This is a genomic window from Streptomyces sp. CY-1 (assembly GCF_047218265.1).
GTDB classification, from domain to species: Bacteria; Actinomycetota; Actinomycetes; order Streptomycetales; family Streptomycetaceae; genus Streptomyces; species Streptomyces niphimycinicus.
On the sequence record NZ_CP178393.1, the window covers coordinates 3319042 to 3332076 of the forward strand.

A 13035-nucleotide genomic window follows, 5' to 3' on the forward strand; every position below is an offset into this window, starting at 1 on the left:
ACCCGGGGGTTTGTTCCCCTACCCGCCCCTTCTCCCGAACCGGGGGCTTCGCCCCCGGGCCCCCGGACGCCCTTCGGGCGTGTCCTCAATCGCCGGACGGGCTGATTTCAGCCCGTCCGGCGATTGAGGACCGGGGTCCGGGGCGGAGCCCCGGTTGTGGGAAGGGGCGGGTAGGGGAAAAGCCCCCACGGCCGCGGGCGTGGCAAAGGGCCGGGCCCGGGAGCTCATCGCTCCCGGGCCCGGCCCTTGTGATTGCCGAACGCTCCGCGCTAGGCGGCCCGCATCAGTTGTCGTCCTCGTCGATGAGGAAGCCCCGCATCGGGCTGGGCGCCTGCTGCATCGGCTGCGGACTCTGCGGCCGCACCGGTGCCATCGGCTGGGTCATCGCGGGAGACATCTGCTGCTGCCCACCGTAGGACGGCGCTCCGCCGTTCGGGTTGTGGCCGCCCATGGTCTGGTTGCCACCCATGGTGTGGCCGCCCATCGAGCCGGCGCCGGCCGAGGCCATGGAACCGCTCATCGACGGGGACGGCGGCAGCGAGGCGGTCGCCGGGGTGCGCGGCGGGGCGAGCGAGTCGTCGGCCTGGTTCTCCAACTGGCGGAGCTGGCTCTCCAGGTACGACTTCAGCCGCGTGCGGTACTCGCGCTCGAAGCCGCGCAGGTCCTCGACCTTGCGCTCGAGCGTGGCACGAGCGGACTCCAAGGAGCCCATCGCGACACGGTGCTTCTCCTGCGCGTCCCGCTCCAGCGCGTCGGCCTTGGCGCGGGCGTCCCGCTCCAGGCCCTCGGCGCGGCTACGGGCCTCGCCGACGATCTTGTTGGCCTCGGAACGGGCCTCCGCGATCGCCTGGTCGGCGGTCTGCTGCGCGAGCGAGAGCACACGCGCGGCGCTGTCGCCGCCCGGGCCCTGGCCCGGCTGCGGCAACTGCGGGCCGCCAGGACCGCCGGGGCCACCGGGACCGCCCATCGGGCCACCCATGGGACCGCCGGGGCCCATCGGGCCGTTCTGGCCCATCGGACCGTTCTGGCCCATGGGGCCGGGTCCACCCTGCTGCATGGGGCCGGGGCCACCCTGCTGCATCGGACCGGGTCCGCCCTGCTGCATCGGTCCGGGACCGTTCTGTCCCATCGGACCCGCCGGCAGTTGCGGGGCTCCGCCCGGGAGTTGGGGCGGACCACCCATCTGCTGCTGGCCGGGCGGCACCGGCTGCGGTCCGGATATGGCGGCGGGCACAGGTGCGCCGGGCCTCTCCTGCTGTTCGGGAGGCTTGCGCATACCTTGTTGCTGACTCTGGGCGGCGGCACGGGTCGCCGCGGCCAGCTTGGCGCGCAGGTCCTCGTTCTCCCGTAGCAGCCGGGTCAGTTCGGCTTCGACCTCGTCGAGGAAGGCATCGACCTCGTCCTCGTCATAGCCTTCTCGGAGGCGGACGGTCGTGAACTGCTTGTTCCGCACGTCCTCGGGGGTCAACGGCATCTCTACTTCACCTCAACGTAGTCGTCGGCAATCGGCAAGACCGTATCGTTCACACCCTGCTCGCAAAATTGCTCACGACGGTGATCAGGATCCAGACGATGATCATCAGCACGAAGAAGGACAGGTCGAGCGCCACACCCCCGAGACGCAGCGGCGGAATGAACCGCCGTAGCAACTTGAGTGGCGGATCGGTGACAGTGTAGGTGGCCTCGAGGATGACCACCATCGCCCTACCGGGTTGCCACGAGCGCGCGAACTGGAAGACATAGTCCATCACGAGCCTGAAGATCAGCACGATCAGGTAGCAGTAGAGCGCGATGTAGATCACCTGTAGTGCGATGCCCATCCCGCGCGTCCCTCTCCCCTGGTTCGTACCCGGCCTTTCGGCCTCGGATGACTCGGTGTTGCCGGTTTGCCGTTTTTGCGTCTCAGCTCTGGTTGAAGAACCCGCCCTCTGCGATACGGGCCTTGTCCTCCGCCGTGACATCGACGTTAGCAGGAGACAACAGGAACACCTTCTGCGTCACCCGCTCAATGCTCCCATGGAGACCGAACACCAGACCGGCGGCAAAGTCGACAAGTCGCTTCGCATCCGTGTCGTCCATCTCCGTCAGATTCATGATCACGGGAGTGCCCTCACGGAAGTGTTCCCCGATAGTACGGGCCTCGTTGTAGGTCCGGGGGTGCAGTGTGGTGATGCGGTACGGCTCCCGCTCGGACACAACCTTGGGCATGATCACTGGCGCGTTCTTCTCCAAGTTCTGACGTTCAGGTGTGATGGACGCCACGGGGGCAATTCGCGCGGGTCGCCCGGTTTCCACCGCAAGAGGAGCCGGTTCACGTTGTGCGGGAGGGTGGACGACTCGCACAGATTCGCCCCTTTCCGGCCGCGGTTCGGTCTCCACTACCTGATGCCGCCGACGGTCCCGCTCCCGTTCGGGCTCCGGCTCGGGCTCGAAGTCGTCGTCGGGGTCGAATCCCCGGCCGTCGTACCCATCGTCCTCCACGAGGCCGAGGTAGACCGCCATCTTGCGCATCGCGCCGGCCATTCTCTGCGTCCTCCGCTCTGTGGTGGATCGGCTCCGCCACCGGATGCCATGGATCCACGTGGCCAGCCCGCCTTTTGACGGGAATGACCATATTTTCTGCTGTGGTCCGACTTCTTCGCGACGTTACCGGAGGCTGGGTCGGACTCCGAGTACCGCAGTGCCGACGCGCACATGTGTCGCTCCCGCCGCCACGGCTTCCTCGAGATCCGAGCTCATCCCCGCCGAGACCATGTTCGCAGCCGGATGAGCCACGCGCAGGCGGGATGAGATTTCCAGCAGCCGGTCGAACGCCGCCCGCGGCCGCCCCTCGTAGAGGCCCGTCAGCGGGGCGACGGTCATCAGTCCGTCGAGCCGGAGTCCTTCGGCCTCGGCCACGGACTCCGCGAGCCGTTCCACTCCGCCCGGTCCCACGCCCCCGCGCGCTCCCCGTTCATCGGAGTCCGCGTCGAGCGCGACCTGAATCAGTACGCCCATCTCCCGCGCGGCCCCCACAGCCGCACGGGAGAGCGCGTCGACCAATCGCTTACGGTCGACAGATTGCACCACATCGGCATAACTCGACACGGAACGCACCTTATTGGTCTGCAATTGCCCGACAAAGTGCCAGATCAAGGGCAGATCCGCGCATTCCGCGGCTTTGGGGGCGGCTTCCTGATCGCGGTTCTCGGCGACATGCCGTACACCGAGTTCCGCGAGCAAACGGACATCGCTCGCCGGATAGGTCTTGGTGACCACGATCAGGGTCACCTCTTCGCGCTTGCGACCGGCCTCGGCACAGGCGGCAGAGATACGTTCCGTCACCCGGGCCAGATTCGCGGCCAGTTCACTCTTGCGATCCGTCACAGCTCAGCCGCCCAACCAGACGTAGCTCGCGAGCCGCCCCGTGGTGTGCTCGCGCCGGTACGAGAAGTGGTCCGCCGACTCCAGAGTGCAGATGTGAGATTGTCCATCCTTCTCGTCCATCCGCACACCGGCACGGGCCAGTTGGGCCCGAACACCCGCCGCCACATCCACCGCCGGGGTACCCCACCGGGTCTCGGCCCACGCCTCCGGCACGCTCTGCGCGACATCGGCGCGCATCTCCGCGGGGACCTCATAACAGCGGCCGCAGACCGCGGGGCCGGTGCGGGCGACGATCCGGGCGGTCTCGGCGCCCTGTTCGGTCATCGCCTTGACCACCGCCGGGACCACTCCGGCGACCAGTCCCGGCCGGCCCGCGTGGGCGGCGCCGACGACTCCGGCCACCGGATCGGCCAGCAGCACCGGGGTGCAGTCGGCGGTCAGGACGGCCAGGGCGAGCCCCGGACGCCGGGTCACCACCGCGTCCACCGCCGGAATCTCATCGTCCGACCACGGTCCGTCGACCACCGCGACGTCCCGGCCGTGCACCTGGTTCATCCATACGACGGCCGCCGGGTCCAGGCCCATCGCCTTGGCGGCCAGTTCGCGGTTGGTCCGTACGGCCTGGGGGTCGTCACCGACCGCCCCGCCGAGATTGAGCTCGTCATACGGAGCGGCGCTCACCCCGCCCCACCGGTCGGTGAAGGCGAAGTGCGCGCCGCTCGCGTCGTGCTGTTGCGCTATCACGTCTGATTCACTTCAAAGTCGCCGTCGAGCCATGCCGGACGGCTCACTTCAGGAAGTCCGGGACGTCCAGCTCCTCGGCCTGGCTCTCCGGGTAGGGACGGGCCGGCGGGACCTGGGGGTGCGGGGTGGGCACCGGGGGCGGCGGCACCTCGGCGACCGGGGCCGGGTCCGCCGGGGCGGACTCCTCGTCACGCGAGGTGACGCTGCCGAGCCCGCCGAAGGACGGGCGGCTGTTCTCCTGACCGGACGGACGGCTCGAGGAATTGCCGGATCCCTCTTCGCGGCCGCCGCTGTAGGAACCCAGCACCTTGTCGCGGTTCTTGGGAGGCGGCTGACCGCCGTCGAAGCCCGCCGCGATCACGGTGACCCGGACCTCGTCGCCGAGCGCGTCGTCGATCACCGCGCCGAAGATGATGTTGGCCTCGGGGTGGGCGGCCTCGCTCACGAGCTGGGCGGCCTCGTTGATCTCGAACAGACCGAGGTCGGAACCGCCGGAGATGGAGAGCAGCACGCCCCGGGCGCCGTCGATGGACGCCTCCAGCAGCGGCGAGGAGATCGCCATCTCGGCGGCGGCCACCGCGCGGTCGTCGCCGCGGGCCGAGCCGATGCCCATGAGCGCCGATCCGGCCTCGGACATCACGGACTTGACGTCCGCGAAGTCGAGGTTGATCAGACCCGGGGTGGTGATCAGATCGGTGATGCCCTGAACACCCGACAGCAGCACCTGGTCGGCCGACTTGAACGCGTCGAGCACGCTCACCTGACGGTCCGAAATGGACAGCAGCCGGTCGTTCGGGATCACGATGAGGGTGTCGACCTCGTCGCGCAGACCCGCGATGCCGTCCTCGGCCTGATTGGCACGGCGGCGGCCCTCGAAGGTGAACGGGCGGGTGACCACACCGATCGTCAGGGCACCGAGCGAGCGGGCGATATTGGCGACCACCGGCGCACCGCCGGTGCCCGTGCCGCCGCCCTCACCCGCGGTCACGAAGACCATGTCGGCCCCCTTGAGGACCTCCTCGATCTCCTCGCGGTGGTCCTCGGCGGCCTTACGGCCGACATCCGGGTTGGCGCCGGCTCCAAGGCCCCGGGTGAGCTCACGGCCGACGTCCAGTTTGACGTCCGCGTCACTCATCAGCAGGGCCTGTGCATCGGTGTTGATCGCGATGAACTCGACGCCCTTGAGCCCGACCTCGATCATCCGGTTGATGGCATTCACGCCACCGCCGCCGATGCCGACGACCTTGATGACTGCGAGGTAGTTCTGCGGTGCTGCCACGTCGAAGGCCTCTCGCCTCGAGTTACGTGTCGTCACTCCGCCGTTGCCGCGGTGCGCCGACTGATGCCGAATGGGACGGTTCCGATTGCCGACCCCAACCCTAACGCTGAAGTTTAGGGTTACCAGTGCCTCTGTTTCCCGGACTCTTCGGAACAGGACACTAAGTCGACAAGTGGCGCGCGTTCAATGAACACGCCGAACCTCCCGCTTTTCTTTTCACCCTATGTGATCACCCAGTGGGCTAGCCAACCAGGGTGCTGGCCTGCCGCTATCAGGTCAACTGCGAGACACCGCCGGAGCGCTCGGCGCACTGACGTCGAAGTGGTCCGCGTCCGGCTGCGCTTTCATCAGTGCGGTGAGCGTCTTCGCCTTCGCCTCGCCTCGCTCTCCGCTCCCCCAGGCGATGGTACGGCCTCCGGTCAGCTCAAGGGTGATCGAATCGTACGAGCGGACCCGGAGGGAACGGGTGTCCTGGCGGACCTTCTCGGGGAGTTGGGTGACCACCCGGACCGCCTCGCGGCGCAGTGCGGTGGGGCCGAAATGGCGCGAACTCGGCGACCGGTCCGGCTCCATTTCCAGCACCGGAACCCCCTTCGGACGCTTGCTCACGGTCGAGAACCGGACTCCCGCGGCGTCCACTTCATGGAACTTCCCGCCCTCTTCGACAATGGCTTCGGGCCTGCGTTCCGTCACTACCAGACTGATGGTGTGCGGCCATGACCGGGATACGTCCACTTTTGCAATCCGCGGCAGCCGCTCGCGCAACCGGTGTTCGATCCCCGCCGTGTCCACCGCCACCATCGGGGTGTTCAGCGGAACATCGGCGGCGGAGCGCACCTCGTCGGCGGTGAGGACGGTGGTGCCGGTGACCCGCACCCGCTCGGCCCGCAGCCAGCTCGAGCCGTAGAGGAGCCAGACCGCGCCGGCGCCGAGCAGGGTCACCGCCACCGCCGTCATCAGCAGGGGGCGGCGGCCGGGCAGCCGGAACCTGCCGCCCGCCCGGCGGAAGCGTGGGGGCGGGCCGGACGGAGTCGTCCCTCGTGCGCCGCGCTCGGCGGTCGACGGTCCGGCCACGCTCCCTGCCTTCTCACGCCTGGCGGCGTGCGCTGATCGCCTCGTACACCATGCCGACCAGCAGCTCGTCGGCGTCCCTGCGGCCGAACTCGGCGGCCCGGCGGGACATCTCGTACAGCCGGTGCGGGTCGCCGAGCACCGGCAGCACATTGCCCTGGATCCACTCGGGGCTCAGCTCGGCGTCGTCGACCAGCAGTCCGCCGCCCTCCTTGACCAGCGGCTGGGCGTTGAGCCGCTGTTCGCCGTTGCCGATCGGCAGGGGGACGTAGGCGGCCGGGAGCCCGACGGCGGACAGTTCGGCGACGGTCATCGCGCCCGCGCGGCAGAGCATCATGTCGGCCGCGGCATACGCGAGGTCCATCCGATCCAGGTACGATACCGGGATATACGGCGGCATTCCGGGCATGTTGTCCACGTGCGGCAATTCGTTCTTCGGGCCGACCGCGTGCAGCACCTGGATCCCGGCGCGCTGGAGAAACGGCGCCACCGCCTGGACCACCTCGTTGAGCCGGCGCGCGCCCTGTGATCCACCGGAGACCAGCAGTGTCGGCAGGTTCTGGTCGAGCCCGAAGGCCGCGCGGGCCTCGGGGCGGACCGCCGCCCGGTCGAGGGTGGCGATGGAGCGGCGCAGCGGGATGCCGACGTAGCGGGCGTTGCGGAGCTTGCTGTCGGGGGTGGAGACCGCCACGTACTTGGCGTAGCGCGAGCCGATCTTGTTGGCGAGCCCGGGGCGGGCGTTGGCCTCGTGGACGACGATCGGCACCCCGAGCCGCTTGGCCGCCAGATATCCGGGCAGCGCCACATAGCCGCCGAAGCCGACGACACAGTCGGCCTTGGTGCGCTCCAGGATCTGCTCGGCGGCCTTGATCGTGCCGCGCAGCCGCCCGGGGACGGTGATCAGCTCAGGGGTGGGCTTACGCGGCAGCGGTACGGCCGGGATGAGCCCGAGTTCATAACCACGCTCCGGTACGAGCCGGGTCTCGAGCCCACGCTCCGTTCCGAGCGCCGTGATCCCCACGGTCGGGTCCTGCCTCCGCAGGGCGTCCGCGAGGGCGAGCGCGGGCTCGATGTGGCCGGCGGTCCCCCCACCGGCGAGTACGACATGCACCGAAATTCACCGCTCTCCGGACGGCCGCCTCTTGACGGGCCGTCGCATCGTCTTCCGTCTCACCCGAGCCAGCTTCTTCCGCAAAGCAGGCTGCCGCATGGCCAGCGCCGCTCGAGCACCGGGCTCAGCCCGTGCGAAGGCGATCAGCAGGCCGACGGCGAACATGGTCGGCAGCAGGGCGGACCCTCCGTAGGAGAACAGCGGGAGCGGAACCCCGGCGATCGGCAGCAGACCGAGCACCGCGCCGATATTGACCACGGCCTGGGCCGTGATCCAGGTGGTCACACCTCCCGCGGCGTACCTCACGAAGGGGTCCTCCGTGCGTCCGGCCACGCGGATACCCGCATAGCCTAGAGCCGCGAAGAGAACGAGAACCGACAGCGTCCCCGCCAGTCCGAGTTCCTCCCCGGTAATCGCGAAGATGAAGTCAGTATGCGGTTCGGGTAGTTCGCCCCATTTCTCCATGCTTGCCCCGAGTCCGGATCCGAACCAGCCGCCGTTGGCGAGCGCGTAGATCCCATGGACGGCCTGCCAGCACTGATCGTGCGCACCGGGCTCGGTGGCGCCGATACAGGCGAGCCGGGACATCCGGTTGGCGCTGGTCTTGATCAGCAGCATGCCGATGACCCCGGCGAAGGCGAGGACGCCCACGAAGAGCCGAGTGGGGGCGCCCGCCAGCCAAAGCAGGCCGAAAAGGATCGCCGTGAGAATGATCGCGGTGCCCATGTCCCCGCCCAGCATGATCAGGCCGAGCAGCATCCCGGCCGCGGGCACCAGCGGGACCAGCAGATGCTTCCACTGGGCCAGCAGCCGCTTGTCCTGTTTGCGGGCGAGAAGATCGGCACCCCACAGGACGAGCGCCAGCTTGCCGAACTCACTGGGCTGGAGCAGGAACGGGCCGCCGAAGGAGATCCAGTTCCGATTGCCGTTGACCGCGATGCCCATGCCCGGGACCTGCACCAGACACATCAGGAAGACCGAGACAGCGAGCAGCGGATAGGCGAAGGCGCGGTGCAGTTTGATGGGCATCCGCACGGCGAGCAGCATCAGCGCGCCGCCGAGCGCGGCGGCGAAAAGCTGTTTGCGGAAGAAGTACGACGGTGAGAGCCCGGACTGTAGCGCCTTGATCTGGGAGGCGGAGTAGACCATGACCAGGCCGAGCACCAGGATCAGCAGCGAGCCGCCGAGCAGCAGGTAGTACGCGGTCAGCGGACGGTCCCAGGCCCTCCGGAGGCGCTGCTGGAGCCCGCGCAGCGCGTCCAAGGCGTTTCCCCTCGACGGGCGGCGCGGAGGGCGGGAGACGCCCGCTGTGCCGCGCGGACGGGCCGGGGACGGCGCCCTGCCCTTCGCCCGTACGGCCTCCCGCAGCCGGGGGGCGCCGCCCGAGCGCGGCGCGGGGCGGCCGGTGCCGGGGCGGGCCGGCCGGGAGCGCGGGGCGGCGGGCTGGTCAGGCGTCATGTTCTTATCCCCTCCGGTTTCCCCGCGCGGGCGGTCCTCGCCGGGGGACCGGCGGGCTACTGATCGTCCGGGCCCCGGCCGGAGGCCAGGTCCTGAACCGCCGCGGCGAAGGCGTCGCCCCGCTTGTTGTAGTTGATGAACATGTCCATCGAGGCACAGGCCGGGGCCATCAGGACGGTATCGCCCGGCCGGGCGAGCCGCGCCGCTTCGCGCACAGCCGCCGCCATCGCCCCAGTGTCGGTCCGGTCGAGGTCCACGACCGGGACATCTGCTGCGTGTCGCGCGAGCGCTTCGCGGATCAGGGCGCGGTCGGCGCCGATGAGCACGACCCCGCGCAGCCGCCCGGCCGCCGTAAGGACGAGCTCGTCGAAGGTGGCCCCCTTGGCGAGGCCGCCCGCGATCCACACGATGTGCTCATAGGCGCCCAACGACGCCTCGGCGGCATGGGTGTTGGTCGCCTTGGAGTCGTCGATATAGGCCACACCGTCGACGTCCGCCACATGCTCCACCCGGTGCGGATCCGGCCGGAAGGCGCGCAGCCCGTCCCGTACGGCCTTCGGCGGGACGCCGAAGGCTCGGGCCAGGGCCGCCGCCGCGAGGGCGTTGGCGATGTTGTGCGGGGCCGGCGGGTTCACATCGGAGACCTCGGCCAGCTCCTGCGCCTGCTTCTGCCGGTCCGCCACGAAGGCCCGGTCGACGAGGATGTTCTCCACGACGCCGAGCTGGGAGGGGCCGGGGGTGCCGAGGGTGAAGCCGATCGCCCGGCAGCCCTCCTCGACATCGGCCGCGCGCACCAGGTCCTCGGTGGCCGGGTCGGCCACGTTGTAGACGCAGGCCACCTGATTGCCCTCGTAGATCCGTCCCTTGTCGGCCGCGTACGCCGCCATGGAGCCGTGCCAGTCGAGGTGGTCGGGGGCGAGGTTGAGCACCGCCCCGGAGTGGGCGCGCAGCGAGGGCGCCCAGTGGAGCTGGTAGCTGGAGAGCTCGACGGCCAGCACGTCGTACGGCGTATCGCCCAGCACGATGTCCAGGAGCGAGACGCCGATGTTGCCGACGGCGGCGGTGCGCAGCCCGGCCGCCTCCAGGATGGCCGCCAGCATCCTTACGGTGGTCGTCTTGCCGTTGGTGCCGGTGACCGCGAGCCACGGCGGGGCGTCCTCGCCGCGCAGCCGCCACGCCAGCTCCACATCGCCCCAGATGGGCACGTTCGCCTCGGCGGCGGCCAGGAAGAGCGGGCTGGTGGGCTTCCACCCGGGGGTGGTCACGATCAGCTCGGTGCCCTTCGGCAATGTCTCGCCGTCACCGAGGCGGACCGTGATGCCCAGGGCCTCCAGCTCGGCCGCCTGGGCGCGCTGCGGTTCGCCGTCGCTGCCGTTGACCACGGTCACCGAGGCCCCGAGGCCCCGCAGCGCACGCGCCGCGGGGACCCCGGAGACGCCGAGTCCGGCGACGGTGACCTGCCGTCCGGCGAGGTCGGACACGTCGAGGGCGACGGCGTCGGATGTCACGAAGCTCGCCACCCCGCGTAGAACAGGCCGAGGCCGACGATCACGCACATGCCCTGGATGATCCAGAACCGGACCACCACAAGGACTTCGCTCCACCCCTTGAGTTCGAAGTGGTGCTGGAGTGGCGCCATCCGGAAGACCCGTCGCCCGGTCGTCCGGAACGAACCGACCTGGATGACCACGGACATGGTGATCAGCACGAACAGGCCGCCGAGGAGGGCCAGCAGCAGCTCCGTACGGGAGCAGATGGCCAGGCCCGCGAGCGCGCCGCCGAGCGCGAGCGAACCGGTGTCGCCCATGAAGATCTTGGCGGGTGAGGTGTTCCACCACAGGAAGCCGAAGCAGGCGCCCATCAGGGCGGAGGCGACGACGGCCAGATCGAGCGGATCACGGACCTCGAAACAGGACGACGGGTTGGTGAGCGTCTCCGCGTTGGCGCAGGACTCCTGGTACTGCCAGACGCCGATGAAGGTGTAGGCGCCGAAGACCATCACGGAGGCGCCGGTGGCCAGACCGTCGAGACCGTCGGTGAGGTTCACGCCGTTCGACATCGCCAGGATCATGAACAGCGCCCAGATCGCGAAGATCACCGGGCCGAAGGACCAGCCGAAGTCCTGGACGAAGGAGAGCCGGTCGGAGGCGGGGGTCTGCTGACGCGCGTCGGCGAAGTTCAGCGCGAGGATCGCGAAGGCGATACCGACGATGAGCTGACCGGCCATCTTGGCCTTGGCCCGCAGGCCCAGGGACCGCTGCTTGACGATCTTGATGTAGTCGTCCAGGAAGCCGACCAGGCCCATGCCCGCGAACAGGAAGAGCACCAGCACACCGGAGAAGGTCGGCTGGCTGCCCGTGATCAACTTCGCCAGGGCGTAGGCGATCAGTGTGGCCAGGATGAAGGAGATACCGCCCATCGTGGGCGTGCCCTTCTTGCTGCCGTGAGTGCGCGGGCCGTCATCCCGGATGAACTGGCCGTAGCCCTTGCGCGCCAGCAGCTTGATCAGCAGCGGGGTGCCGATCAGGGTCAGAAAGAGCCCGATGGCTCCCGAGAAGAGGATCTGCCTCATGCCACCCATCAGCGGACGCCCTCGCCCTCGAGCAACGCCTGCGCGACCCGCTCCAGCCCCACCGACCTGGATGCCTTCACCAACACGACGTCCCCCGGTCGCAGCTCGCTGCGCAGCAGATCGACCGCTGCCCGCACGTCGGACACGTGCACCGACTCCTCACCCCACGAACCCTCGTTCTTGGCGCCCATGTCCAGCCAGGCGGCCTCCTGGCCGCCGACCGCCACGAGCTTGCTGACGTTGAGCCGGACGGCCAGCCGCCCGACCGCGTCGTGCTCGGCCAGTGACTCCTCGCCCAGCTCGGCCATCGGGCCGAGCACCGCCCACGTGCGACGCCCCGGTGTGGCAGCGCCCATGGCTACCAGCGCGCGCAGCGCTGCTCGCATGGACTCGGGGTTCGCGTTGTAGGCGTCGTTGACGACCGTCACGCCGTCCGAGCGCTCGGTGACCTCCATCCGCCAGCGGGAGAGCTGCCCCGCCTCGGAGAGCGCCACGGCGATCTCGTCGACGGACAGGCCCAACTCGTGGGCAACGGCGGCCGCGGCGAGCGCGTTCGACACGTGGTGCTCACCGTACAGGCGCATGGTCACTTCGCTGCACCCGGTAGGGGTGTGAAGCGTGAAGGCGGGGCGGCCGCCCTCGGCGAGCCGGACATTCCCGGCACGCACATCGGCGTCCTCGGCCTCGCCGAACAGGACGGTACGGGCCTTGGTGCGCGACGCCATGGCGCGCACCAGGGGGTCGTCGGCGTTGAGCACCGCGACCCCGCCCTCCTCGGCGGGAGGCAGGGCCTCCACGAGTTCGCCCTTGGCCTCGGCGATCTGCTCCCGGCCGCCGAACTCTCCGATATGGGCGGTGCCGACGTTGAGCACGAGTCCGATACGGGGCGGGGTGAGGTCCGTCAGATACCGGATGTGGCCCTTACCGCGGGCACCCATCTCCAGCACCAGGTGCAGGGTGGCCTCATCGGCGCTCATCGCGGTGAGCGGCAGGCCGATCTCGTTGTTGAGCGAACCCGGCGTCCATACGGTGGGGCCGCGGCGCTGGAGCAACTGGGCGATGAGGTCCTTGGTGCTGGTCTTGCCCGCGGAGCCGGTGAGCGCGACCACGGTGGCGTCCAGGCGCTCCACGACGGCGCGCGCGAGCACTCCCATGGCGGCGATGACATCGGGCACGACGATCGCCGGTACGGGGGCGTCCGCGGTGCCCACGGGGCGGGCGGCCAGGACCGCCGTGGCCCCGGCCTCGATCGCCTTCCGGGCGAAGTCGTGGCCGTCCACGCGCTCCCCGGGGAGCGCGGCGAAGAGGCTGCCGGGCCGCACCTCACGGGAGTCGATCACAACAGGGCCCGTGACCTTCAGGTCCGGGTCCGGTATGTCGTGCGGCTGTCCACCGACTAGGCCGGCGATTTCGGTGAGGGACAGTGCGATCACT

The 13035-nt window shown here is 69.6% G+C and carries 12 protein-coding genes; all 12 read right to left on the bottom strand.

What is annotated here, in order from left to right:
- Nucleotides 1-283 precede the first annotated feature (283 nt).
- The gene (locus ACK1X7_RS14320; RefSeq protein WP_078640920.1) at nt 284-1474 is read right to left on the bottom strand and encodes a DivIVA domain-containing protein; all 1191 of its coding nucleotides are present in this window, start codon (nt 1472-1474) and stop codon (nt 284-286) included.
- Between the two features lie 49 nt (nt 1475-1523).
- Nucleotides 1524-1820: a YggT family protein gene (locus ACK1X7_RS14325; protein WP_014060001.1), complete on the bottom strand. Its 297-nt coding sequence runs from the start codon at nt 1818-1820 to the stop codon at nt 1524-1526.
- 82 nt (nt 1821-1902) lie between these two features.
- Nucleotides 1903-2523 (bottom strand): cell division protein SepF, encoded by a 621-nt coding sequence (locus ACK1X7_RS14330; RefSeq protein ID WP_014060002.1) that lies wholly within the window; start codon nt 2521-2523, stop codon nt 1903-1905.
- 123 nt (nt 2524-2646) lie between these two features.
- A complete protein-coding gene (locus tag ACK1X7_RS14335; protein ID WP_385148904.1) occupies nt 2647-3366 on the bottom strand; it encodes a YggS family pyridoxal phosphate-dependent enzyme in 720 nt (239 codons plus the stop codon).
- 3 nt (nt 3367-3369) lie between these two features.
- Nucleotides 3370-4110 (bottom strand): peptidoglycan editing factor PgeF, encoded by a 741-nt coding sequence (gene pgeF, locus ACK1X7_RS14340; protein WP_385148907.1) that lies wholly within the window; start codon nt 4108-4110, stop codon nt 3370-3372.
- Nucleotides 4111-4153: 43 nt separating this feature from the next.
- Nucleotides 4154-5389 carry a cell division protein FtsZ gene (ftsZ, locus tag ACK1X7_RS14345; RefSeq protein WP_385148910.1) on the bottom strand — a complete coding sequence of 412 codons (1236 nt, stop codon included), beginning with the start codon at nt 5387-5389 and terminating at the stop codon, nt 4154-4156.
- A 276-nt stretch (nt 5390-5665) separates the two neighbouring features.
- Nucleotides 5666-6463 carry a cell division protein FtsQ/DivIB gene (locus tag ACK1X7_RS14350; protein ID WP_390792942.1) on the bottom strand — a complete coding sequence of 266 codons (798 nt, stop codon included), beginning with the start codon at nt 6461-6463 and terminating at the stop codon, nt 5666-5668.
- Nucleotides 6464-6476: 13 nt separating this feature from the next.
- Entirely contained in the window at nt 6477-7571 is a 1095-nt protein-coding gene (gene murG, locus ACK1X7_RS14355; RefSeq protein WP_216342994.1) for an undecaprenyldiphospho-muramoylpentapeptide beta-N-acetylglucosaminyltransferase, read from the bottom strand.
- Nucleotides 7572-7577: 6 nt separating this feature from the next.
- The gene (gene ftsW, locus ACK1X7_RS14360; protein WP_413115140.1) at nt 7578-9029 is read right to left on the bottom strand and encodes a putative lipid II flippase FtsW; all 1452 of its coding nucleotides are present in this window, start codon (nt 9027-9029) and stop codon (nt 7578-7580) included.
- Nucleotides 9030-9085: 56 nt separating this feature from the next.
- A complete protein-coding gene (murD, locus tag ACK1X7_RS14365; protein WP_413115141.1) occupies nt 9086-10537 on the bottom strand; it encodes a UDP-N-acetylmuramoyl-L-alanine--D-glutamate ligase in 1452 nt (483 codons plus the stop codon).
- Complete coding sequence (gene mraY / locus ACK1X7_RS14370) at nt 10534-11601, bottom strand: phospho-N-acetylmuramoyl-pentapeptide-transferase (RefSeq protein WP_385148921.1); 1068 nt, start codon at nt 11599-11601, stop codon at nt 10534-10536. Before mraY ends, murD begins: the two co-directional genes overlap by 4 nt.
- Before the next feature lie 8 nt (nt 11602-11609).
- Nucleotides 11610-13034 carry a UDP-N-acetylmuramoyl-tripeptide--D-alanyl-D-alanine ligase gene (locus ACK1X7_RS14375; RefSeq protein WP_385148923.1) on the bottom strand — a complete coding sequence of 475 codons (1425 nt, stop codon included), beginning with the start codon at nt 13032-13034 and terminating at the stop codon, nt 11610-11612.
- Nucleotide 13035: the final 1 nt, after the last annotated feature.